The sequence below is a fragment of the Paenibacillus luteus genome, assembly GCF_006542765.1.
GTDB lineage: Bacteria > Bacillota > Bacilli > Paenibacillales > Paenibacillaceae > Pristimantibacillus > Pristimantibacillus luteus.
Genome location: NZ_SKCD01000009.1, coordinates 116,056 through 140,623, shown reverse-complemented (window position 1 = coordinate 140,623; position 24,568 = coordinate 116,056). Strand labels below are relative to the sequence as shown.

Here is a 24,568-nt window from a genome sequence, read left to right as displayed (position 1 = left end):
TGAATATGCACCAAAACGGAGGAGCCTGTCACCAAGGGCTCTTTTTGTTTTATTACGGAGAGTCCTTGTGAATAGGGGCTCTCTTTTTGCTGTATGCTAATGCGATGGCTTGAGGGAAGGAGTGTACAGGCTTGCAATTCATTTTATATTTAGCACTCATTATTGTATTTACCAAGGCAGCAGGACATCTATCGGTAAAATTAGGGCAACCGTCCGTGCTAGGCAAGCTGATCGCCGGTATATTGCTCGGGCCAGCCTTGCTTGGCTGGATTCAGCCTAATGATTTTATAAGCCATTTTGCTGAAATAGGCGTATTGCTTCTTATGTTTATTGCGGGGTTGGAAACGGATTTGGAGCAGCTGCGTCAAAACTGGAAAGCTGCTTTCGCCGTAGCTATTGGCGGTATTATTTTACCTTTTATCGGAGGGTATGCAATAGGGGCTGTCTTTGGCATGACTAATGCGGAGGCTCTTTTTCTTGGACTTCTGCTCTGCGCCACTTCGGTAAGCATATCTGTTCAGACATTGAAGGAAATGAACCAACTGGGCTCGAAGGAAGGCACAACGATTCTTGGAGCTGCTGTCGTCGATGATGTAGTCGTTGTGGTTATGCTTGCCGTTATGATGAGTATGCTTGGAGCAGGAGACACGGTGTCGATTCCAATGCTCATCGGAAAGAAGCTGTTGTTTTTCATCGTTGTCATCGCTGTAAGCCTATGGATCATTCCGCCATTTATGAAGCTGATCTCCCGCTTTAAAGTGACGGAGAGCGTGGTAAGCGCTGCATTGATTGCATGCTTTTCATTTTCTTATTTTGCGGAGGAAATGGGCGTTGCCGGTATAATTGGTGCTTTTGCTGCGGGTATTGCCATTTCACAAACGACCTTTAAGCATCAGGTGGAAACAAAGATTGAACCGATCGCCTATGCGCTGTTCGTACCCGTGTTCTTTGTCAGTATTGGCCTGAATATTACAATTGAAGGGATAGGCAGCCAGCTTTGGTTTATTCTTGTCTTATCTATTATTGCCATCCTGACGAAGCTGTTTGGCGCTGGAGTAGGGGCAAGGCTGAGCGGCTTTAATAACCACTCTTCACTCGCAATTGGTGCGGGGATGATCTCTCGCGGAGAGGTGGCTTTGATTATTGCTGCCTCTGGCCTAGAATCCGGGCTGCTGCTTCCACAGTACTTCACGTCAGTTGTAATGGTCGTTATTGTGACGACGCTTGTCACGCCGCCGATGCTGAAGGTTGTTTTTCCAAAGAAAACAAATGAGACTATGGAATCACGTTAACTGTATTCGTCTTTTCATATGATGCTTTAATATAGAAAAGGGCAGCAGCCATAACAGGATGCTGTTTTTTTCTGCCTGAAAAAAACAATTTGATCAAGATTCGCGATTAGCGTTTGTATTTATAGAAATGCTACAATGAGAAAAATGAACAACTGCAAGATATACAGAGAGGAAAGATGGATATGGACAATGCCAAAACAGGAACCGAACGATTCAAAAAGTTTATTTTGAATAACAAGTTCGTATTGTTCCTGCTTGTGCTGCTGCTTGTTGGCCTGAATATAATGGTGCTGACGAAAATTTCTTACATTTTCACACCGTTTACGGTGCTGCTCAAAACGTTGCTTCTGCCCGTCATTCTAGCGGGAATTGCTTATTATTTGTTAAACCCTGTGGTTGATTTTATGGAGCGCAAAAGAGTAAAAAGAGTGTATTCCATTATTATTTTGTTTCTAGTTGGCGCTGGCTTGATTACGATATTGCTCGTTGCCGTCATTCCCTTTTTAAATGAGCAGGCGGTGAGCCTTATCAATAATTTTCCGAAATACGGCGAACAGCTTAGACATATCTTTGAGGATTTTATGGGGAGCGCAGGTTTTGTTCAAATTCAGGATTGGTTTAATCTTAATCCTGCCGAGCTATCTGGAGATCTAACGGACAAGGTTACAAAGCTGCTAAATGGTACCTTATCTAGCTTAGGATCGATTGTAGGTGCACTTAAAGAGGTATTGCTTGCTATTTTAACGCTGCCGTTTATTTTATTTTACTTGTTAAAAGATGGAAAGCATCTTCCGCAAGCCATTGTTAGTTTTCTGCCTGGCAAGCTGCAACCACAAACAAAAACAATTATGGCTGAAATGAATAATCAAATCAGCAGCTACATCAGAGGTCAAATTATAGTGAGCTTCTGTATCGGAGCGCTTCTATACATTGGATATTTGATTATTGGGTTGGAGTATTCGCTTGTGCTTGCTTTGGTAGCTGCCTGCACGAGTGTGATCCCTTATCTAGGACCAGCGATCGCCATTACACCGGCATTGATCGTTGCAATGGTTACCTCACCAGTGATGCTGTTAAAGATGATTGTGATTTGGACAATCGTTCAGCTTATTGAAGGGAAATTTATTTCACCTCAGATAATGGGAAAAAGCCTGCAAATTCATCCAATCACGATTATATTTGTTATCTTAACTGCGGGTAACTTGTTCGGCATTGCGGGGATTGTACTTGCTGTACCTGGGTACGCAGTCTTAAAGGTTATTGTCATCCACATATTTGATTGGTTTAGGAATCGCTCCTCGCTTTATCAGAAAGAGGAGAGAGGCAGCAACGAACCGCTATAACAAGCGAAACCTCTCCAGTAGCTTGAAGTACAAATAGACGATGCCGAAGGCAAGTAAATAGGACAGAAAAGTGAAACCGATATTCCAGCCGTTTCCGTAGGTTACTTTGCCAAACAGCAGTGCACTAAATTCGAGCAGCGTAGTAAACAAAATGAAAACGAACAAGATCAGCGCTGTTTTATTCCGGTGCAGCAGAATGGTCCAGATCATAAAGCTGCCCAAAATCGGGTAAAGTCCTATATCAAGCGGCAGTGCCGATACAGACTCATCATTGGGGATGAGGGGTGTGAAATCCCAGAAGCCTAACTGAAAGCCAAATGAGTTGATCACTAATGAAGCGACAGAGCCTATAGGATAGATGAGCAGCAAGGTTTTTGGACTTTTCCGAATTAAGAACAAGGCTGCAAGCCATGGAATGACAAATCCGCAAATGATATTGAGCAGCATCCGAAACAGGTCTCCTTTGATTTTTCCTTAGGTTGCCCTCTCTCAGAAGCATCATACGTGCAGAGCACAAGAACAAGGACGGTATCCACGGATACCGTCCTTGTTCTCTTTTTATTAAGGCTATCATTTACGCTTGTCCGGCTTCCGGCTTGAGCAGCTGAATGGGAGATGTAATCGTAAGCTCGACCTTATTGACCCGGTGCTTGCTTACTTCTCTTACCGTAAAGATTAAGTTCTGGAAGCTGAATTGCTTGCCGGGCTTAGGCTCTTCCATTTCACTGAACAACCAGCCGCCGACCGTATCGACTTCTTCGTGCTCAAGCTCAGTTCCGATTAAATCGCCGAGCTCCGTAAGAGACACTTTACCGTCTAGCAGATATGAAGTATCCGAGAGCTTATCGATATCTTTGCGCTCATCCGCATCAAACTCATCACGAATATCACCGACGATTTCTTCTAAAATATCCTCAATCGTGACAAGTCCGGATGTGCCGCCATACTCATCGACAACGATTGCAAAGTGAACGCGTTCCTGCTGCATTCTTGTTAATAAGTTTTTCACAGGCAGCACTTCGGATACCGACATGACGGGCTGAATTAATGTTTCCAAATCGATTTCTTTGTTTATTTGGTATTGTAGAAATAATTGCTTCGTATTAATTATTCCGACGATATGGTCTTTACTATCCCCGGCAACCGGAAAACGTGTATATTGCTCCTTGCGAATAATTTCCATATTTTGTTGAAGCGAATTATTCTTGTATAGAACGGTCATATCGGTACGAGGGACCATGATCTCTTTGGCCAAAATTTCGTCAAAGGCGAAGATTCGGTTCACATATCCATACTCCGTATTATTAATTTTGCCGCTTTCCAGACTATCGCTTAAAATAATTTGAATCTCTTCTTCTGTATGAGCATTCTCATGTTCTTTGGCCGGCTTTAGACCGAATAAACGGACCAAGGCATTGGCCGAGCCATTTAATACAAAGATAAATGGATACATGACTTTATAGAAAAGAATAATCGGCTTCACCACGGTAAAGCTCACAAGCTCCGCCTTTTGTATCGCAATACTTTTTGGGGCAAGCTCACCTATAACGACGTGGATGAAGGTTACGCCAATGAACGCAATGACAAATGAAAGGATATGGCTGATATTGCTATTGAGATTCCATTGCTCGAATAAGGGAAACAGAAGCTTCTCGACCGTCGGTTCACCGAGCCAACCTAGTCCGAGTGCTGTAATGGTAATGCCGAGCTGACAGGCAGATAGGTAACCATCCAAATTGCTTACGACTCGTTGCACGGCAAGCGCATTTTTCTTGCCTTCAACGACTAATTGATCAACCCGGCTGGAACGAAGTCTGATAATAGCAAACTCAGTAGCTACGAAAAAGGCGGTTAACACAATTAACAAAGCAAATAAAAATAGATTAAATCCTATACCCATAATGAATACTCACAATCCTTCTCATTCAAATTTTGATTTCTATTCTCTTAATAGTACGAACTTTCTGCCGATTCATCAAACCGCTGTTTCGAGGAAATGAGGCTCCATTTGACCAATTAGGCTGATTTAGAGATGCTAATAGATCAAAATTAGCCAATAGCTCAGTTTTACGAGATCATCAGTGTGGTTTTATGATGAGTTCATATGAACTCATTGTCGGAAATAAAAAAAGAACAGCACGAAGCCGTCCCTTTTCATCTCTATATTCCTTAAAATTTGTTGGCTTGCTGCTCAGACCAGTCACCGATATACGGAAGCTTGGTAAGCTTGCCTTGCAGCGTCAGCAGCATAAGACCAATCCATAACACTAAGGACGCTAACGATATAAGTCCACCTAGCAGCCACCCAATGATTGGGATCAAGCCAATGATGAAACTGATTACAATAACTGACACACTGACAACAATCGATTGGACAGCATGTAATTTGACGAAGCGGCTTTGTTTCTCCAGTACCAAAAAAATAATGCCGGTTACAAAGCCACCAAGGTAGCAAAGTAAACCCGCCACTTTAGGGTCTAAGCCGGTGGACGAGCTGTCCGGTTGTAAGATTGGAGGTTGGTTCAAGTGATTCACCCTTTCCATTTAGCATAATCCTGCAATGATTGTATTCGTCATAAATAGTTAATAGACCTTTTTATTTCATAAAAAATGTTCCAGAATTGGCATGAAAACATTGTAAAAGGTTTGTAACCTGTTTCGACAAATTATCGTCTAAACTAGAAAGGCATGCTGATAAAAGAATAGATTAGATAGGAGCAATCATCAAAATTATGAATAAACGAAAATGGATATACCTGTCGTCATCTGTCGTATTAGTCCTTGTTGTTGCACTTTTCCTCAACCGCAGCACATTAGCCATGCTCGGATTCGATTGGTTCCTCCAGGGTCATGTGGAGAAGAAGCTTGAACAAACCTATAAGCCAATTGATGGACGGGAACCCGTTCCAGTTAGTACAATAGATAAGAAGCAGGATCCTTTCTCCGTGCTGCTGCTTGGTATTGATCAGCGCGGTAAGGAAATCGGACGCTCAGATACGATGATTTATACCGTCGTTCGACCAAATGACGGTGACATCCTGATGGTTTCGATCCCGCGTGATACGTATGTTGAAATTGTTGGAAAGAACAAGGAAGACAAGATTACGCATGCTTTCGCGTTTGGCGGAGCGGGGATGGCGATGGATACCGTTGAGAAGTTTTTGAAGGCGCCGATTAATTACTATGCGTCTATTAACTTCGAAGGATTCCGTAATGCGATCGATACGCTGGGGGGTATCTCGCTTCCGATTGAAGAGGATATCGTGAACAAGGATCCTGACCACGAGAAGTTTGTCATTAAAGCTGGCCAAGACGTCTATAATGGTCAAGACACACTTAACTATGTCCGGTACCGTGAGGACGCCGGCGGTGATATTAACCGTACGGAGCGTCATCAGATATTTCTGAATCTCCTGCTAGATAAAGCAAAGCAAATGAATCAATGGTCCAAGATTCCTGATCTTATTGATATTATGGGTGAAAATTTCAGCACGGATATGCGGCCGCAGCAACTTGTAGACTTAGGTCAAAGCATGCTGCAAGCAAAGCAGCGCAACATTTACAGTCACTCTATCACAGGTGATGGGCATCGCTTGAAAAGCGGAGGGGCCTGGTATTACTTTGCCGATGAAGAGGATGTAGCGAAGGTACAGACGATGATTAAGAGCTGGTTAAATGCGGATACACCTGCAAGCAGCCTAATTTTGCCGGATAAATATACAGCAAATAAGGGCAAAGAGGTAGGCGCCCTATCCAGCAGTTCAAACAGTGACGCTTCGTCCGATCAGCCGTAAGGCTGGTTGCTCCGATCCGTCAGCTGCCTTCAAAGCAAAGAAAAGGGAATAGCAAACGGAACGGAGTTGTTGGCGAACATGAATATAGCTTTCTTTTTATTGCCGAAGCAAGAGGTCGTGTGCTTAACACAAGATACAACGCTGCGGCAGACGCTGGAGCGTATGGAGTATCATCGGTATACGGCCGTACCTATTATTAATGAAGATGGCGGGTATGCAGGAACAGTCACTGAAGGCGATTTGCTGTGGTATGTTAAGGACCACGGTAACCTGACGCTGGAGCAGACCAACAAAGTGAGGCTTCGGGACGTGCCGCTGCGCATGAATAATAAGACGGTACGAATTGATGCTAATATGGATGATCTGATTTCCTTAGCTAAGCTTCAGAATTTTGTGCCGGTTGTGGACGATATGAACCGTTTTATCGGTATTGTACGAAGAAGCGAGATTATCGATTATTGTCAAAAAATTATTATGGAGCAACATAATGTGCTGCAGGATCAATAGCTTAAAGCCGGGGAGAAGCTTACCCAAGGGTACTATTCTCAGCCATTACAGGACATCATAATGAACAAAGAAGACGGAATGCAGCTGCTGTTCCGTCTTTTTTATTTGGGAGCAGCAACGAAATGAATATGCGAGGGTGGAGCGGTATCCATTGATTGTGAGTGATAATTTAAGCTTTTATGCTATAATGAGTTGTAAAAGTTTCGTAAGAAACCAGATTATATAAGCAAGAGGTGAACGGTTTGAAAACCGGCTTGAAACCAGTGCTGTGGAGCTTAGCGGCACTCCTTTTATTATTGTCCCTTGTCCTACCTCTCTTTAATCTCATTAGCTTGCTGCTGATGATGGTACCGCTCGTAGTGCTGTATACAACTCTGCCGCCAAAATCATTTGCACTGCATATGATTCCAGTCTGGGTGCTGGCGTTTGTTATCGGTGGACCGGCAACGCTTATTATCGGGTTGTTTTTTCTGATCCCGTCCATTGTGATGGGCCACTTGTATATGAAGCAAGCTTCTGCCTCAAGGGTCATACGGACAGTCGGAGTTGTATTTCTTGCACAATTAATGCTGGAACTGCTTATATTTGAAATGTTCCTGGATATTTCCTTGCTCAAAGAAATGGGCTCGTTCGTGCGGACCATGTTTGACGACTTGATGACAAGAGGCTTGGTTCCTGCAGATTGGAATTCAGACTTTACGGAAGTGATTATCCACACCATGATTAATTCCATTCCTGTGGCTTTCATTATGATGGCTTTCGGGTACACGGTGATTACACAGTTTCTGGCACGCCGATTGGTAAAGTGGAGCGGCGGACCGGAGACACCAAGATTTGCACGAGCTAGAGATTGGCGTTTGCCGCGCTTGCTTGTGGTTATTTATCTCATTGCTTATGTGATGGAGATGTTCTCGTCTACAACTAGCGATTCTTTTTTCGCAGTTGCGCTGCTTAACCTGATTCCTTTGCTTAGTTATGTTTTTGCGTTTCAGGCCATCGGATTTTTCTTCTTCCTTGCCCATCAGCGGGGATGGAACAAAGCGGTGCCGGTGCTTATTGCCATTCCGGTCCTTATTTTCCCGCCGCTCAGCTTAATCGGCGTGCTGGATACCGCTTTTCCAATCCGAAAGTCGTTTACGAAACCATAGCACAGGAGCGGATCGGAAATGCCGAAGTTTTTGGTTACACGTTGGCACGGAATGCATCAGATATGGGCGTTCGTATTAATGGTGCTGATGTCAGTAGCACTCGCCTGGTTTCAGTGGCTGCTTGGTCTTATCGGCTTGCTGCTGACCGGCGGGGTATTGTTTTATACCGTAATGGCGGAACGGGCGTTTCGCAAGGATTTGAAATCTTATTTAGGTACGCTGTCTTACCGCGTCAAGAAGGCAGGCAATGATGTAATCAGCGAGCTGCCTTTCGGAATTATTTTATATAATGAAGAACGTACCGTAGAATGGCACAATCCCTATATTGCGGGTTTAATGGAGAAAGAAAACGTTATTGGCGTTCCGCTTGCGGAGCTATTTCCTTCGCTGCAGCAGGTCAAGGAGCGGGAAGGTACGATTGAAGCCACCGTTGGTTCTCATGTGTATCAGCTTATCTTTAAGCCTAAGGAACGAATTTTATATGTTCAAAATATTACCGAGCGCTGGCAACTGGCCCGGAAATATGACGATGAGAAGCTTGTTCTTGGCGTCGTCATGATCGATAATCTTGAAGAAGTGACACAAGGACTCGATGACCATCAGCGCAGCTCAATGCTGGCGAAGGTTACGACTGAAATTACGGAATGGGCACAAAAGTATCAGCTTTATTTGAAGAGGCTCACGTCAGACCGTTTCTTGCTTGTTACAGACCAGAAGACACTTAAGCAGTTGGAGCAGTCCAGATTCCTTGTGCTCGATGAGGTTCGGGATATTACCGGCGATCATAAAATTCCGGTCACGCTCAGCATCGGCTTCGCTGCGGGTGCTGAACATATTATTGAGCTCGGCCAATGGGCGCATACCAGTCTGGATATTGCTCTTGGACGTGGCGGTGACCAGGCAGCCGTTAAGGTTGGCAGTCGCCAGTCCTTCTATGGAGGCAAGTCCAATGCGGTAGAGAAACGGACGCGCGTGCGTGCGCGTGTCGTTGCCCATGCGCTACGGGATCTAATCAAAGAGAGCCACAACGTCGTCATTATGGGCCACAAGATGCCCGATATGGATGCGATTGGCGCAGCTATTGGCGTAATGAAGGCGGCACAGCTGTTTGGCAAAGAAGCTTATATTGTGCTTGAGGGCGTGAATCCGGCCATCCAGAAAATGATGGAGCTGATTAAGGAAGACGAGAAGCTCTCCAAACGATTCGTATCGCCTGAACAGGCTTCAGCGCTCATTACGCCTCAGACGCTTGCCGTAGTTGTTGATACGCATAAGGTATCTATGGTGAAGGAGCCAAAACTGCTTACACAGACGGATCGGATTGTTGTGGTCGATCATCATCGCCGCAGTGAGGAATTTATCGCGAATGCCATATTGGTGTATATGGAGCCATACGCTTCATCGACCTGTGAGCTCGTAACAGAGCTGCTTCAGTATATCCATGACCGTGTCGTGCTCGATGTACGGGAATCTACGGCTTTGCTAGCTGGTATCACGGTCGATACGAAGAGCTTCTCTCTTCGTACGGGTGCGCGCACCTTTGAAGCTGCATCATTCCTTCGCCGCAACGGGGCGGATTCGATGATGATTCAGCGGATGTTGAAAGAAGATCTAGAGGAATATGTACGAAAGGCTGAAATTATTAAGCATGCTGAGGTATTATATGAACATATAGCGATTGCGGTAACCGAGAGCGGCCGCAAATATTCGCAGCTGCTCATCGCTCAATCGGCGGATACGCTGCTCAATATGACAGACATCCTGGCTTCCTTCGTTATCGGGGAACGGCAGGATGGGCTCATTGGCATCAGCGCACGCTCGCTTGGCCACATGAACGTCCAAGTCGTTATGGAGCGAATGGGCGGCGGAGGCCACTTAACCAATGCTGCAGCGCAGCTTGAGGGTTCCGTTGTGGATGTAGCTAGACGTCTGAAGCAGGTTTTGGACGAAATTGAAAAGGAAGAGGGGTTATTTGAATGAAAGTAATCTTTTTGCAGGATGTTAAGGGACAAGGGAAAAAAGGGCAAGTGAAAGAACTTTCCGAGGGGTATGTACGCAACTTCCTATTGCCGCAAGGACTGGCGAAGCTGGCATCGGACGGCAACCTGAAGACGCTTGAGGTTCAGAATGCTTCGGAGCAGAAGCGTAAGGACAAAGAAAAAGAAGACGCGCAGGCGCTAGGCAAGAAGCTGGAAGAGATGACAGTTGTCATCAAAACCAAAGCAGGCGAGGGCGGCAGATTGTTCGGCGCGATTACAAGCAAGCAAATCGGAGAGGCACTGGCGGCGCTCGGCATTAAGGTCGACAAACGCAAAATCGAGCTGGAAGATCCGATTCGTTCGCTCGGCGTTACACAAGTATTGGTTAAGCTTCATCCGGAAGTAAAAGCAAAGCTAAGCGTTCAAGCGTCAGAGGAATAGAAGCGGGGCGTATGCTCACGAAGCGGGCTTTCTACACAACTAAGCTTATACTTAAGCTATATATTATGTAGAAAACCTTTAGGAGGGACCAATGAGTACAGAGCTGATGTTTGACCGTGTTCCACCGCAGAACTTAGAAGCTGAACAAGCTGTCATCGGGGCAATATTGCTGCAAGCGGAAGCGCTTATTACAGCGATGGAGCGGGTGCGCAGCGAAGACTTCTATAGCGGTCCCCATAGACAAATTTATGAAGCGATGGTCGAGATCGCTGAGAACAACCAACCGGTTGACCTCGTAACCTTGACCGCGCATTTGCAGGATCAGCATCTTCTTGAGGAGATTGGCGGCGTCAGCTATTTGGCGAAGCTGGCCAATTCCGTGCCGACTGCGGCGAACGTCGATTATTATGCGCAAATCGTCGAAGAGAAGTCGATGCTAAGGCGCTTGATCCGAACCGCAACGAATATCGTCTCCGACGGTTATGCCAACTCCGAGGATGTTGGCGTGCTGCTCGGCGATGCAGAGAAGAAAATTCTCGAGATATCCAATCGCCGCTCCGGCAGCGGCTTTATCTCCATCCGTGACGTACTGATGGAGGTCTTCGAGAAGGTTGAGCAGCTTTATCAGGATAAGGGAGGCACGACGGGCATTCCGTCGGGCTTTACCGACCTTGACCGGATGACTGCGGGCTTCCAGCGAAGCGATTTAATTATCGTTGCTGCCCGCCCTTCTGTAGGTAAAACGGCATTCGCGCTTAACGTGGCGCAAAATGTCGGCGTCCGCGCCCGCGAGACCGTGGCCATCTTCAGTCTGGAGATGTCAGCCGCTCAACTGGTTCAACGTATGATCTGTGCTGAAGCTAACGTTGATGCACAGCGCATGCGTACAGGCCACCTGGAAGGCGATGATTGGGAAAAGCTGACGATGGCCATCGGTTCCTTGTCCGAAGCGCAAATCTTTATCGATGATACGCCGGGGATTACGGTAGCCGAGATTCGTGCGAAATGCCGCCGTCTGAAGAAGGAAAAAGGCCTTGGCATGATTATGATCGATTATTTGCAGCTCATCTCTGGCCGCGGTAAAGCAGGCGAGAACAGGCAGCAAGAGGTATCCGAGATTTCACGTACCTTGAAGCAAATTGCTCGTGAGCTTGAGGTTCCCGTTATCGCACTCTCGCAGCTCAGCCGGGGCGTTGAGCAGCGGCAGGATAAACGTCCGATGATGTCCGATCTCCGGGAGTCAGGATCGATTGAGCAAGATGCCGATATCGTATCCTTCCTGTACCGGGATGATTATTATGATAAAGAGTCGGAGAAGAAGGATATTATCGAGATTATCATTGCCAAACAGCGGAATGGACCCGTTGGTACAGTAGAGCTGGTCTTCCTCAAAAAGTACAATAAATTCGTAAGTATTGATCGCGCGCATCAGGATCCGATGCAAGCATCATGAATTCCCGAACAATTGCATGTGCAACTATGCAATTGTTCGTTTTTTGTTTGACTTCTAGCAGTTGGACTGCTACACTATTAATGCTGTCTTTTGACTGGTATCACAAACCCTTTAAACGAAGGAAATTTTGTGCTGCAGCGTAATGACGGTAATTTTCGGTGTTCATAAACACCGGACGGGGGTATGATTATGTCTACGGTAGTTGTTGTTGGTACACAGTGGGGAGACGAAGGTAAAGGCAAAATCACTGATTACTTGGCAGAGGGAGCCGACGTCGTCGCTCGATACCAAGGGGGAAACAATGCCGGACACACGATCCTTATTGATAACAAAAAATACAAATTGACGATGATTCCATCGGGTATTTTCAATCATAACAAAACTTGCGTAATCGGCAACGGAATGGTTATTAATCCGGAAGCGCTGATCGACGAAATTAACTATATTCATGAAAATGGCTTCTCTACAGAAAACCTGAAAATCAGTGATCGCGCACATGTCATTATGCCTTATCATTTGATACTTGATGGTCTAGAAGAAGACCGTAAAGGCGATAACAAAATCGGCACTACACGCAAAGGCATCGGCCCTTGCTATATGGACAAAGCGGCACGCAACGGTATTCGTATCGCTGACCTGATGGATGCTGAGGAATTCGAAGCACGCGTTCGCGCAATCGTTGTGGAGAAAAATCAGCTGATAGAGCAAGTGTACGGCGGAGAGCATCTGGATGCAGATGCGATTGTACGCGATTACTTAGGCTTTGCGGAAATTTTGCGTCCTTACGTTACGGATACGTCTGTTGTACTTAATGACGCTATCGATGCGGGCCAAAAGGTATTGTTTGAAGGTGCGCAAGGCGTTATGCTCGATATCGACCAAGGAACTTATCCGTATGTTACATCTTCCAATCCATCAGCTGGCGGGGTATGTATCGGATCTGGCGTTGGCCCTTCAAAAATTCAACAGGTTATTGGCGTTGCTAAAGCATACACTACACGTGTAGGCGATGGCCCGTTCCCAACCGAACAGGATAATGAAATTGGTCAGTTGATCCGCGACAAAGGGCATGAATACGGCACAGTAACTGGCCGTCCACGCCGCGTTGGTTGGTTTGATACGGTAGTGGTTCGTCATGCTCGCCGCGTGAGCGGTATTACGGGTCTTTCCCTTAACTCGCTTGACGTGCTTACAGGACTTGAAACGGTGAAGATCTGCACAGGCTACAAACTGCGCGGTGAGGTTATCGAGACTTATCCGGCAAGCTTGAAAATGGTATCGGAGTGCGAAGCAGTTTACGAGGAGCACCCAGGCTGGACAGAGGATATCTCCAATGCGAAGACGCTTGAGGATCTTCCTGTAAATACACGCAACTATTTGAACCGCGTATCTGAGCTTACGGGTATTCCAATCGCTATATTCTCGGTTGGGCGCAATCGTGAGCAAACAAATCCGGTACGTCCGATTTACGAATAGGATCATGACAAGGGTGGCCCAAGAGGCCATCCTTTTTTTTATTTATTGGACAAGAATGTGTTCAGCACAGGGAGGAAACATGATAAGATAGCGTCCGCCATAGGATCTAAATTTATGTGGAACTCAGAAATATAATCCATGATAAGAGAATGCTTGTCCAAAATGTTGACCATAATGATAGATAGCAGATTATGGAAGACAAAGTGATCGATAGGTTAATGGTCGCTGTTGAACGGAGGGATTAGCATGAATATGTTAAAGAGCGTAGGATGGCTCGCCAAACTGGTGGCTGCGGGGTTAATATTAAGCTTTTTGTCGATATGGACGACGGGCTATATCGTCACAAGCTATGTGGAAACACTATTAAAGCAGTTTAATTTGCCGCTGGAGGTGCCTCCTATGGCGATGTCCGGCGTATGGGGGAAGCTATGGGGGGCAGATCCGCTCGTAACGACTGATTTGGTAGAGAAAGAGAAGGAAGAGACGACGCCAGAGGAAGCAGAATTACCGCAAAATGAGCATGAAACCGTTCCTGAGGACGAATCTCCGGCCGCGGTGGATGCTTTTGGCCAAGCGACGGACCCTCCGCTCACCGATATTGGAATCGGTGGAGGCACGCAGGCGGGCGGCAGCACAGCACCGGAGACCGGCGGGGTACAGGAAGGCGTAGCAGGTATAGTCGATACGGAAACAGCGATGACAACGGATGATTTGACTGAGGTCAAAGATCAAATGAGTGATCAAGACAAAGAAGTTTTATTCGGTTTATTAATAAGCAAATTGCCGCAAGAATCGATGCAAACCATCTCGCAATATATCGAAAATGGTCTTACGGAGCAAGAGCTGACAGACATTCAACAAATAATGGCACAGCATCTCGACAAGACCGAATACGGGCAAATGATGGATATTCTGAAAAAATATTAATATATTGAAGCTAGTGTAAAGGTTGCTCCAATTGTTGGGCGTATGTTAAAGTATTAGGCGAGTGATCCGACAGGATAATTCGTCTTTTTTTATGTCGGAAACCGGAATAAAAGTTGCATAAGCGCGAAAAGGAGCCAATCATGACCGTTTTCAGGGACAAAGGTCGGATTCGGAAAGTATGGGATCAAACGATTCAATATTTTCAGCAAGACCGATCGCAACACTTGAAGGGCAAGACACAGCAACAATCCGCAAGTGAAACAGAAAGCAAGCCATTTTGGCGCAAGAAGCCGGTTCAACTAGCGGGCGGGGCGCTCGTACTCCTCACAGTAGCAGGATTTAGCGGAATCCAATATGTCCAAGCAAACACAGTCGAATTTTACAACGTATATATAAATGGAACAGCCGTTGGTACCGTACACGATCCAAACGAAGTCGAGCAGCTCGTTCTGCTAGAAACCGAAGAACTGCAGCAAGCTAATCCAAACCTGAATATGGTACTGGATACAGGAACGATTGCATATGAGCCAGAGAGCGCGTTCAAAGCAGTGCCTGCTACCAACGAAACGTTGGACAAGCTGGAGGGAATGTTCACCTCTCATGCCGTTGGCGTGGAAGTGAAGATTGATGGCAAAGTAATCGGAGTTGTAAAAGACCAGCAGACGGCAGATGATGTTTTGCTGCGTGTTCAAAGTAAATTTGCGCCTGAACTGGCCGCTAAGATGAAAAATGCAAAAGAAGTAAAGTCACTCTCGTTCAATGCAAATGAAGCCGAAGCCGACCAAAAGCCTGCATCCAAAGAACCAGGGCGCGAGGTAACAGAGGTTGAGTTTATTGAAGCTGTCATGATGGAGAATATCGATACGGATCCGCAGCAGATCATGGAAGCCGAAGCTATTTACAAGCTGCTTGTGCAAGGCAGCATCCAACCGACCAAATATACAGTACAAGCTGGCGACTGTGTAGGCTGTATTGCACAGAAGTTTGATATCTCGCCTGAGGTTATTTACAAGAACAACGCATGGATCAAGGATGACAAAATTACGATTGGCGATGTACTGGATTTAACGGTGCTTCAGCCGGAGTTGACCGTAAAGACGACCGAAAATCTGGTGGAGATCGAAACGATCGAACCGCCAGTTGAAATTAAGAAAAATGAGGATATGCGTGTTGGTGAATCCAAGACCATTTCCGAAGGTACGCCAGGTTCCAAACGAATGACGTATCGGATCGTGAAGCAGAACGGTTATGTCGTAACCGAAGAGCTGCTTACGAAAGAAGTGATTAAGGAAGCAACTCCGAAAATCGTAGAACGAGGCACAAAAGTTGTCCTGGGCGAAGGCTCTGGCCGCTTCGCGATGCCGGTTTCCGGTTCACGATTAACAAGTAAGTTTGGCCAGCGTTGGGGACGCATGCATAACGGTGTCGACTTCACAGGCAATAAGAGCATTATGGCGTCCGATACCGGCGTAGTTGAGTTTGTCGGCACGAAGCCGGGCCTTGGAAAAACGATTATTATTAACCATAAAAACGGTTATACCACCGTATATGGTCATTTGAGCTCCTATAAAACAAAAGTTGGCGCCATTGTCGAAAAAGGCGAAAACATTGGTATTATGGGAAGCACAGGAAATTCGACAGGCGTTCATTTGCATTTTGAAGTGCATAAAGACGGCGTATTACAAAATCCGCTGAAGTACTTATAACTTATAACCAATTTAACCCAAAGCTAATCACTTTTGCATCCTGCAAAAGTAATTAGCTTTTTTTAGTTATTTGGGCAGGGGTAAGACAAGCCCTGGGGGTGTCGAACGTCGCTACCCTAGGAATAAAGTTTCATAGTTAAACCCCGAGTATATATGGTATTGTGACCATGCCAGCTAGATGAAGTAGAAAAAGGGAATAGGCTGAAGATCGACGCGATTATGCGGTCGGTCTTTTTTTCTTTTGGACGGTTTCCAGAAGATGAAAATGACCGATTGGCTGATCAATTCCTCTAAGCCCGCCAATAAAGGAAAAACCTTGCTAACATGAGGGAAGTTTCATTGTGAACTAAAGGATAACGTGTGTTAAAATAGAATTTAATACTAAAGGACAAGCGACGGGCGGGTGTAGCGATGCACGGAAAAATATTAGTGGTCGATGACGAACAGCCGATTGCAGATATTATAAAGTTTAATTTGGAAAAAGAAGGACATCAGGTAATTTGCGCGTTTGATGGCGGCGAAGCGGTACGGCTTGCGTTCGAGGAACAGCCGGACCTTATTTTGCTGGATTTGATGCTGCCGGTTAAGGATGGCATGGATGTATGCCGCGAAGTGAGGGCTAAGCTGCAAATGCCGATTATTATGCTTACGGCTAAAGATACCGAAATCGATAAGGTGCTTGGGCTGGAGCTTGGCGCAGATGACTATGTGACAAAACCGTTCAGTACGCGGGAGCTGCTTGCACGGGTGAAAGCTCATTTACGCAGACAGCAGAAACCGGCGGCGACTAGCGGAGATAACGCGGGGGGCGCCGCAGAGGGCCCAGCCGAGCAAGAGCAGCAGGGATTTAAGCTGTTCAACCTGTTTATAGATACCGATATGTACGTGGTGTACAAGGATGGCGAGCCGCTTGACCTGACCCATCGCGAATATGAGCTTGTTCATTATATGGCCCGCAACAGCGGAAAGGTCATGACACGCGAGCATTTGCTGCAGGCTGTATGGGGCTTTGAATATTTTGGCGATGTACGGACTGTTGACGTAACGATCCGCAGGTTGCGCGAGAAAATCGAAGATGACCCTAGTCGTCCGGAATATATTATGACAAGGCGGGGCCTTGGCTATATGATGCGCAACTCCAAAACCGGAGGCTTCGGAGCAGGATGAAGGGCAAAAGCTTCTTCCGCACGATCCAGGTCAAGCTGGTTATTATCTATCTGCTTCTGATTCTGGTAGCTATGCAGCTCATTGGCGTGTATTTCATAAGCACGGTCAAGCATTCGTTGATTGACAGCTTCACGAAAAACTTGAAGGAGCAGGCGGACATCCTCTCTAAGTTCGCCGCCCCAAGCCTTGCCGCCAAGCCGGATACGGAAGGTGATTCCTCGGAAAGCACAACAGAGGATCTTAGCTTGGTTGTTCGCAACCTATTCAGTATCAGTGGTGCTGAGGTGCAGGTGCTCGATTCAAGCGGCAAGATGGTAGCGACCTCGGTGCAAGGCAATCAGTCGAACATTGGGAAGAAAAACAAGTCGCTTGCGGTTAGCCGAGCCCTTCAAAATATTACTGACAATGAACAAGAAATTATAGATGAAGACAATACGCGCAAGAAAATGATCGCACAGCCGGTAACGATTAATGATAACAAGGTCGTTGGCGTTGTTTATGTGGTCGCCTCAATGAATGAGCTGTATGAAACGGTGAACCGGGTCAACCAAATTTTTTTCTCGGGCACATTAATTGCGCTTGGCTTGACGGGCGTTCTTGGCGTGCTGCTTGCCCATACGATTACGAGTCCCATTCAGGGGCTTACGAGGCAGGCGGAGGCGGTTGCGCAAGGGAAATTTGATCTGCAGGTACCCGTGCTTGGCGATGACGAGATTGGCAGCTTGAGCACCGCCTTCAACGATATGACGATTCGGCTCAAAGAGGCGCTGTCGGTCAATGAAGAGGAAAATGAGAAGCTGACTTCGATTCTCTCCAATATGAGTGATGGCGTAGTCGCAGCAGACGAGAATGGCAGAGTGATCGTGTGGAACCGTAGAGCGCTTGAGCTGCTCGACAAACGTACCTGCGATGGGTTTATGCTGTCAGAGCTGTTCGAGCTATCGGAGCAGGGGCTGGAGGAGCTTCAGCAAGGGCGAGGACAAACGCTGCTTATTGAACGGAACTTCGACGAGCATGAGCCTGATGATGGCAGCGAAGGCGTGCTGCGTGCCACATTTACGCCCATTCACCGACGTGACAAAGGCATTACAGGCACGATTGCAGTGCTGCAGGATGTAACGGAGCAGGAAAAGCTGGAGCAGTCACGCCGTCAGTTCGTTGCGAACGTATCCCATGAGCTGCGTACGCCCCTGACGACGATCAAGAGTTATGCGGAGGCACTTAATGATGGGGCTCTTGAGGAACGGGAGCTGTCCGAACGTTTCGTCGGCGTTATACGCAATGAGACAGAGCGGATGATCAGGCTGGTTACGGATCTTCTTCATTTGTCACGGCTGGATTCCAATCAGGCGCCGCTGCGGAGAAGGCAAACGAATATTCACGATATGCTGGACGAGGTCGCAGACCGGTTCTCCTTTCAGCTTAGGCAAAAGTCGATTAAGGCCGCGGTTTGGGTTGATGAGGGACTGGAAACGGCCTGGCTGGACCGTGATCAGATTGATCAGGTGCTTGATAATTTATTTTCTAACGCAATCAAATACACGCTGGACGGTGGAACGATTCAATTGACGGCGAAGAGGCCGGCCGACTCGGCATTGCTTGCGATTAGCGTAAAGGATACGGGAATTGGTATTCCGAAGAAGGATCTTAACCGCATTTTTGACCGTTTCTATCGGGTAGACAAGGCGCGCTCGCGCAATATGGGCGGTACGGGCCTCGGACTTTCGATTGCCCGGGAAATTGTGAAGGCGCATGGCGGCACAATTGCCCTTGATTCCGAACTGAACGAAGGAACGACAGTGACCTTCACACTCCCGCTGCTTAGTGAAGGGGGCGAGCTGGCATGAAGGAAAAAATAAAAACAACGGCGCTTATCGGTCTTGTTGTGCTTAGCCTTCTCCAAAGCTATTTGCTCGCCTATAGCATGCCTGGACTTGGCGTAACCGTCAGAAGCGATCAGGATTATGTGATTACGGAGCCGATAGGAACGGCCAAAAGCGTGGAGAGCGTTATTTTTCCCGAGGAGCTTGTTATCCATTTAGGGGGCAATAAGCATACCGTTATTTATCCGGGGACGCAGTTCTATGAAATGATTCTGAATCAGCGTATTCAGGGTAGAGAATTTAAGGGTTTCCAGCGCAGCCCATCCGATGTGCTGAACTGGGAGGAAATCCGCAAGAACGATATTGGAATCGAGCTGAGGTTCGACAATGGCATTCCTGTAGAGCTCTTGCAAAAGCTGCTGAAGCTTGAAGGAGACTTGCTGTTTCTGAATGAAACCATTGATCGCATATGGATATTCAAGACGACGGGCACAGAGGAGATCAGAACCTTCTTCTTCAGCTCAGACGGCCAGATGGTATATGAATCGGTTCGAGCGGATCTGACGGTTCGCGACGTACAGGATTACGTGGGCTTCGGCCAGTTCCAACCGTTGTATACGATGACGGCAGACGGGCTTTATCTTCCAACCGCGCCGATCCAGTCGACCGAAATGGTTTTTCCGTATGAGACGTATTCTCCGGATTTGATGCAGCGCAGCTTGTTCTTCGATCCCAGTACGACAAGGGCGCTTGAAGACCGGAGCGGCTCACAAATCTATACCGATGGCAAGCGAGGATTGAAAGTGGAGCAGAACGGCAAATGGATCAGCTATACCGATCCAAGCGCCCCTCAAATTACGGAAAATGTGCTCAGTGACAACGTGTATGCCTCCGTCGATTTTGTTAATCAGCATGGTGGCTGGGATGGCGTTCACCGTTTCGTTAATGCGCTGCCTGGAGGCGAGGGCAGATCGATTCGCTTCAAGCAATACGTGGAGCAGTATCCAGTTATTGAAACGCCGCCATTCCGATATGGTTATATGAGGCTTACCCTTCAGCAAGGCGTCGTTACGGAATATTCAAGGTCCTTGATTACGCTCGGTCCGAAATCCGAGTCTCGCAAGGTCAGATGGCTGTTAGGCGGAGAGGCGCTTCAGCAAAGCTTAACTAACTACGCCAGACGTAGCGAAGTAGAAGCGCTGTTCCCTGCGCTGCAGGCATCACCGATGGATGATAATCTCATTCGATTCACGCCGGTATGGGCTGTTCGCCTGACGGATGGCACGGAAGAAGTATTGGTGGACGCATATCCAAATGGATATGAACCGCCGCAGGAGCCTGTAGATGCGGATGGGCAAGAAACCGCGGATGCAGATGGCAAGGAAGAAACCGATGCGACAGCAGCAGCTGGAGCTGGTGCGGCGGCGCTGTCCTCTGGTGGGGTGAATCCGCTGAAGGCCAGTGATTGGAATCATATGCGATAAGCAAGGATGGACGGCGGGAGGTGAAGGCGAGTGGATTGGGGACGGGCGAAAAATGTGCTTATTATTTCATTTTTGCTGCTCAATGTTTTGCTGGGGTACCAGCTATGGCTCGATATCAGGGAGCAGCTGAACATGAACGTAAATACGGCAGAGCTGCCGCAGGATAAGGTGCTGCTTATGCAGCAGAAGCGTATTTCTTTAGAAGCCAATCTACCGCTGGAAACGCCGGAGCTCGGAGATTTAACGTATTTGCTTCACTCGGACAGCCGGAAGAACGCGGAGCCTGTTATTTTGGACAAGCCGGTGGACAGCACGATTATGTATAAGAAATCGGAATTAGTAAAGACACTCGGGAGTCGAATTCCTGAGCTTGATCAATATGCATTCGATTTGCTGAACAGCAGTGTGGATAAGTTCATCCTATACCGGGTAGTCGAAGGACGTCCGATGTTCGATGTGAAGCTGACGCTGTATATTAGCAATCAGAAAATAACCTCCTACCTGCAGGACCGAGTGGAGCTGCTTGGATCGGGCGAGGCGAAGCCGGTGCTGCCGGCTGCGAAGGTGGTCGCGAGCTTAATTGAGACCTACTTGCCGGATGGGGCCATCATTTCCGATATTCAACTGGGCTATAAAGGCCAGATCTTTGACTCGGAGAAGCAGGTTTCGGCACCATCTTGGCGGGTAATGCTGGAGAGCGGGCAATTATTTTATGTCAATGCCATTAGCGGTGAGGTTGCAACGGATGAAGAGCAAGGGGAAGCAGCAGCGAACGTGATTCACTAACGGGAGCAGGAGAAGGGACAGGAAAGAGCGATTATGGGACTGCGATTTACAGTACTGGGGAGCGGCTCGACCGGCAATGCGACAATCGTGCAAGGAAACGAGAAAATGGTCATTGTCGATGCTGGGATGAGCGCGAAGAAGCTGGATGAGCTAATGCGGGAGCGGGGAGTGACTGGCCATCAGTTAGACGCCTTGTTCGTGACGCATGAGCATTCCGATCATATTAAGGGTTTGGGCGCTTTTGCCCGCAAATACGATTTGCCGATCTATGCCAATGAGGCAACATGGGCAGCGATGGAGAGGCATGTCGGCACGATTGCTCCGGAGAAGCGCGTATTTATGGAGTCAGGCGAAGAAGTCGCATGCGGCTCGATGCTTGTGCAATCGTATCCGATCTCGCATGATGCGGCAGAGCCAGTAGGGTATTCCTTTGTAGAGGACGGCGAGAAGCTGAGCCTAGCGACGGACCTCGGTTATGTCAGCGAGAAGGTGAAGCGCCAAATTATCGACTCGGACGTATTGGTGCTCGAAGCAAATCATGATACCGAGATGCTGCGGATGGGCCGTTACCCTTGGAATACGAAGCGTCGCATTCTGAGCGATGTCGGCCACTTATCGAATGTAGCAGCTGGCGAAGCACTGCTGGAGCTGATGACCGATCGAACGAAACGTGTCTATTTGGCTCATTTGAGCCTTGATCATAACTTAATGGATTTAGCGATGCTAACCGTGAATACAATATTAGAGGATAACGGAATCTTTTATAAAAAGGATGAACATCCCTTGCGCGCGACTTACCATGACAGGCCTACGCCATGGGATGAAGTGAAGCGGAAATAAGCGATTCCAACTGGGCGTCCAGCGCATCGGCTTTCACGCTTAACTCTTCTCTCGTCAGGATTCCTTTCTCTATGAACAGCTCTAGCATGGCACTTAACGTAAGAACGGTTCGATAGTGGTCATCCTTCAGATCCGCAAGCTTTGCAGCAAGCTGAACATGCTCCCAAGCGGCAGGCGTTTTGGCTTTCATCTCAGCATCTCTCCCTTTGTTGGGACAACGGTTGATGATTTTTATGCAAAATGAAGTATGTTCGTCGTCCGAATCTATTATTATTGTAGTCATTTCTTCCGAAAACATTCCTAGATTCATAAAAAATAGTCTTGATGTCTTGAAACATCGAGAGGAGCGATAGTAATGAGCCTATTCGACGACGATTTTTATTCGACTAAAGTATCCAAGCGTGCTGCTCGTGAGAGCCGTAAGAGAGACTTGGGATTTCCATATAGAAGCGGTACCCGCAAGTGGTCTAACGTCCGTATAGCGTTCGTCTCCTCCATTACGAGCGCGGTTGCCGCAACGCTGCTGTTCGGTGTTTTTTTTGGCGGCGGTCCAGGGATTGGAAACGGGGGAGGCTCCGTGGCTACAGCGGGGACGATCTCTACAGTTGATCCGCTGGAGCGGCCCATTCAGGCATCTGCGAAGGTTCGGCCAGCTGTCGTTAGCGTGATTAATCAGCAAATGTTCGCGCCCGGCATTGGAAATGGCCAAGCGCTGCCCAAGGACTCAGAAGTGAAGGGAACCTTGCGCGAGGCGGGCGTTGGCTCCGGCGTCATTATTAGCAAGAAGGATGGCAAAGCCATTATTATTACGAATTACCATGTCATCGATCAGGCGGCAGCGGTTAAGGTCGTGCTTATGAATGGCGAAACGCGCGAGGCGCGTGTTGTCGGCAAGGATCAGATTACGGATCTTGCCGTGCTTGAGATCGATGCGAAGGGAATTGATGTCGTCGCTGAGATTGGCGATTCCTCGGCTCTTCGCCCTGCTGAATATATTATTGCGATCGGCAACCCGCTGGGACTGGGAGAGTCGGTTACAACGGGCAGCGTGAGCAAAACCAAACAAATCGTGCCCGTATCGCTGAATCAGGATGGCGTTTATGATTGGGAGCAAGAGGTCATTCAGATCGATGCCTCCATTAACCAAGGCAACAGCGGCGGACCGCTCATTGATTTGAACGGTCGTGTGGTAGGTATCAACAGTATGAAAATCGCTGATCTTGGCGTGGAGGGCATCGGCTTTGCGATTCCGATAAACTTAGCGATGCCAATCGTCGAGAGTCTGATCAAGCTGGGCCATGTGCCGCGTCCATATTTGGGCGTATACACGATGGATCTGGAGCAGTATTGGCAGCAGCAGGACTTTGAGGATGCCTTCGGCAAAGCGCTGGAAGGCGAAGATGGCAAGGCAGCCGAGAATGACGCAGAGACGGGTGAGCAAGCTGTTCCGGAAAGCGGAGGCGCGCCCCTGAAGCTGCCGGATGATATCTACTCAGGCGTCATCGTGCTGGAAGCAGTGGGTCCTGCGAAGGATGCAGGCCTTTTGTTCAACGATGTGATCGTCAAGCTTGATAACAAATCAATTGGCAGCACGATGGAGCTGCGCAAATATTTGTACACGCAGAAGAAGATCGGCGATGATATTGAAATCAGCTACTATCGCGACGGACAGCTGAAAACGACTCACTTTAAGCTGGGTCAAAAGGAAGATGAAGAGGAATAGGCTTTGTGCGTTTGGGATGAAAGAAAATGAACTGTGTCGGAGCTTGTGACGGGAGACCGTTGCAGGCTCCGATTTTTTTTTGCGAATGGATGGAATGGGTGTCGATAATTGAGGTAGGCGTAGGGGAGCTAAGCGAAGGTGCAGAATTTGTCGTCTTCACAGGGAGTGCCGTTTTCTGATATGCTGTGTGTAGATAACAAGAGTATTTGCGGGAAAAAGAGGCATGAATATTAGAAATTCGAAAATGTGTGAAAGATGGAAAGATAAGAATGGTTAGTGTAGAAAAGTGGGAAATGGGCAGTTCATAAAGTTATGAAAAAGGATTAAATCATAAAGTTAGTAAACTAATGAAAATGATTAAAGTAAAGCAAGATTAGAAAGAAATGGACAACCATCAACTAGGAATAGGAACGTGCAGATTATGTATTGTGTATGTAAAGAGCATATGGAAACAGCTTTGGACCGATTTGTAGACGAATATGAGGATGCGCCAGACGTAGTGGATCTGAAAGAAACGCAATTTGCGGATTGGGACCCGCCGCGCAAATGCGACTTTTGTGATGAACCGGCTACTTTTTTGGTAGTTTAGAGAGAAAAGTGTAAGAGCAGGATGTCAATCGATGTAGGTGGACATTAGGATAAGGCAGCGTATGGATCGTATGATCCGAGACGATAAAAG

22 protein-coding genes are annotated in these 24,568 nt (G+C 47.4%); 18 read left to right on the top strand and 4 right to left on the bottom strand.

Annotated features, from left to right (window positions below):
• Nucleotides 1–131 precede the first annotated feature (131 nt).
• Nucleotides 132–1,292 (top strand): cation:proton antiporter, encoded by a 1,161-nt coding sequence (locus E0496_RS07010; RefSeq protein WP_141500912.1) that lies wholly within the window; start codon nt 132–134, stop codon nt 1,290–1,292.
• A gap of 182 nt (nt 1,293–1,474) precedes the next feature.
• Nucleotides 1,475–2,635 (top strand): AI-2E family transporter, encoded by a 1,161-nt coding sequence (locus E0496_RS07005; RefSeq protein WP_141500911.1) that lies wholly within the window; start codon nt 1,475–1,477, stop codon nt 2,633–2,635.
• Here E0496_RS07005 and E0496_RS07000 read toward each other — a convergent pair.
• From E0496_RS07000 to E0496_RS06990, 3 genes are all read right to left on the bottom strand, one after another.
• Entirely contained in the window at nt 2,630–3,082 is a 453-nt protein-coding gene (locus E0496_RS07000; protein WP_141500910.1) for a CBO0543 family protein, read from the bottom strand. The two genes, E0496_RS07005 and E0496_RS07000, sit on opposite strands and share 6 nt — an antisense overlap.
• 127 nt (nt 3,083–3,209) lie before the next feature.
• Complete coding sequence (locus tag E0496_RS06995) at nt 3,210–4,535, bottom strand: hemolysin family protein (RefSeq protein ID WP_141500909.1); 1,326 nt, start codon at nt 4,533–4,535, stop codon at nt 3,210–3,212.
• A gap of 269 nt (nt 4,536–4,804) precedes the next feature.
• A complete protein-coding gene (locus tag E0496_RS06990; RefSeq protein ID WP_141500908.1) occupies nt 4,805–5,179 on the bottom strand; it encodes a DUF4870 domain-containing protein in 375 nt (124 codons plus the stop codon).
• A gap of 188 nt (nt 5,180–5,367) precedes the next feature.
• Here E0496_RS06990 and E0496_RS06985 point away from each other — a divergent pair, with 188 nt between their 5' ends.
• The 14 genes from E0496_RS06985 (at nt 5,368) to E0496_RS06920 (ending at nt 22,166) form a co-directional block, all read left to right on the top strand.
• Nucleotides 5,368–6,429 carry an LCP family protein gene (locus tag E0496_RS06985; RefSeq protein WP_141500907.1) on the top strand — a complete coding sequence of 354 codons (1,062 nt, stop codon included), beginning with the start codon at nt 5,368–5,370 and terminating at the stop codon, nt 6,427–6,429.
• Between the two features lie 78 nt (nt 6,430–6,507).
• Nucleotides 6,508–6,936 carry a CBS domain-containing protein gene (locus tag E0496_RS06980; RefSeq protein ID WP_141500906.1) on the top strand — a complete coding sequence of 143 codons (429 nt, stop codon included), beginning with the start codon at nt 6,508–6,510 and terminating at the stop codon, nt 6,934–6,936.
• 242 nt (nt 6,937–7,178) lie between these two features.
• Nucleotides 7,179–8,084, top strand: a complete 906-nt coding sequence (locus E0496_RS06975) for a DUF2232 domain-containing protein (RefSeq protein ID WP_421923372.1) — start codon at nt 7,179–7,181, stop codon at nt 8,082–8,084.
• An 18-nt stretch (nt 8,085–8,102) separates the two neighbouring features.
• Complete coding sequence (locus E0496_RS06970) at nt 8,103–10,064, top strand: DHH family phosphoesterase (RefSeq protein WP_139990868.1); 1,962 nt, start codon at nt 8,103–8,105, stop codon at nt 10,062–10,064.
• Entirely contained in the window at nt 10,061–10,504 is a 444-nt protein-coding gene (gene rplI / locus E0496_RS06965) for a 50S ribosomal protein L9 (protein WP_141500904.1), read from the top strand. Before E0496_RS06970 ends, rplI begins: the two co-directional genes overlap by 4 nt.
• A 91-nt stretch (nt 10,505–10,595) precedes the next feature.
• Nucleotides 10,596–11,957 carry a replicative DNA helicase gene (gene dnaB / locus E0496_RS06960; RefSeq protein WP_139990870.1) on the top strand — a complete coding sequence of 454 codons (1,362 nt, stop codon included), beginning with the start codon at nt 10,596–10,598 and terminating at the stop codon, nt 11,955–11,957.
• Nucleotides 11,958–12,146: 189 nt separating this feature from the next.
• A complete protein-coding gene (locus E0496_RS06955; protein WP_141500903.1) occupies nt 12,147–13,433 on the top strand; it encodes an adenylosuccinate synthase in 1,287 nt (428 codons plus the stop codon).
• Nucleotides 13,434–13,679: 246 nt separating this feature from the next.
• Entirely contained in the window at nt 13,680–14,360 is a 681-nt protein-coding gene (locus tag E0496_RS06950; RefSeq protein ID WP_141500902.1) for a hypothetical protein, read from the top strand.
• A 140-nt stretch (nt 14,361–14,500) separates the two neighbouring features.
• Complete coding sequence (locus E0496_RS06945; RefSeq protein ID WP_141500901.1) at nt 14,501–16,066, top strand: M23 family metallopeptidase; 1,566 nt, start codon at nt 14,501–14,503, stop codon at nt 16,064–16,066.
• 411 nt (nt 16,067–16,477) lie between these two features.
• Complete coding sequence (gene yycF, locus E0496_RS06940) at nt 16,478–17,233, top strand: response regulator YycF (protein ID WP_141500900.1); 756 nt, start codon at nt 16,478–16,480, stop codon at nt 17,231–17,233.
• Nucleotides 17,230–19,080, top strand: coding sequence for a cell wall metabolism sensor histidine kinase WalK (gene walK, locus E0496_RS06935; protein ID WP_141500899.1), 1,851 nt, complete (start codon nt 17,230–17,232; stop codon nt 19,078–19,080). The genes yycF and walK overlap by 4 nt, the downstream gene beginning before the upstream one ends.
• Nucleotides 19,077–20,540, top strand: a complete 1,464-nt coding sequence (locus E0496_RS06930; RefSeq protein ID WP_141500898.1) for a YycH family regulatory protein — start codon at nt 19,077–19,079, stop codon at nt 20,538–20,540. The genes walK and E0496_RS06930 overlap by 4 nt, the downstream gene beginning before the upstream one ends.
• Nucleotides 20,541–20,570: 30 nt before the next feature.
• A complete protein-coding gene (gene yycI, locus E0496_RS06925; RefSeq protein ID WP_141500897.1) occupies nt 20,571–21,326 on the top strand; it encodes a two-component system regulatory protein YycI in 756 nt (251 codons plus the stop codon).
• Between the two features lie 33 nt (nt 21,327–21,359).
• Nucleotides 21,360–22,166 carry an MBL fold metallo-hydrolase gene (locus tag E0496_RS06920; protein ID WP_141500896.1) on the top strand — a complete coding sequence of 269 codons (807 nt, stop codon included), beginning with the start codon at nt 21,360–21,362 and terminating at the stop codon, nt 22,164–22,166.
• Here the strand turns inward: E0496_RS06920 and E0496_RS06915 are convergent.
• Nucleotides 22,135–22,356, bottom strand: a complete 222-nt coding sequence (locus E0496_RS06915; RefSeq protein ID WP_139990879.1) for a hypothetical protein — start codon at nt 22,354–22,356, stop codon at nt 22,135–22,137. The two genes, E0496_RS06920 and E0496_RS06915, sit on opposite strands and share 32 nt — an antisense overlap.
• Before the next feature lie 165 nt (nt 22,357–22,521).
• On the opposite strand from E0496_RS06915, the gene E0496_RS06910 reads away from it, so the two are divergent.
• Together E0496_RS06910 and E0496_RS06905 are read left to right on the top strand one after the other, a co-directional pair.
• The gene (locus E0496_RS06910) at nt 22,522–23,889 is read left to right on the top strand and encodes a S1C family serine protease (protein WP_141500895.1); all 1,368 of its coding nucleotides are present in this window, start codon (nt 22,522–22,524) and stop codon (nt 23,887–23,889) included.
• Nucleotides 23,890–24,310: 421 nt separating this feature from the next.
• Nucleotides 24,311–24,478, top strand: coding sequence for a CxxH/CxxC protein (locus E0496_RS06905; protein WP_063845975.1), 168 nt, complete (start codon nt 24,311–24,313; stop codon nt 24,476–24,478).
• The last annotated feature ends 90 nt before the right edge of the window (nt 24,479–24,568 follow it).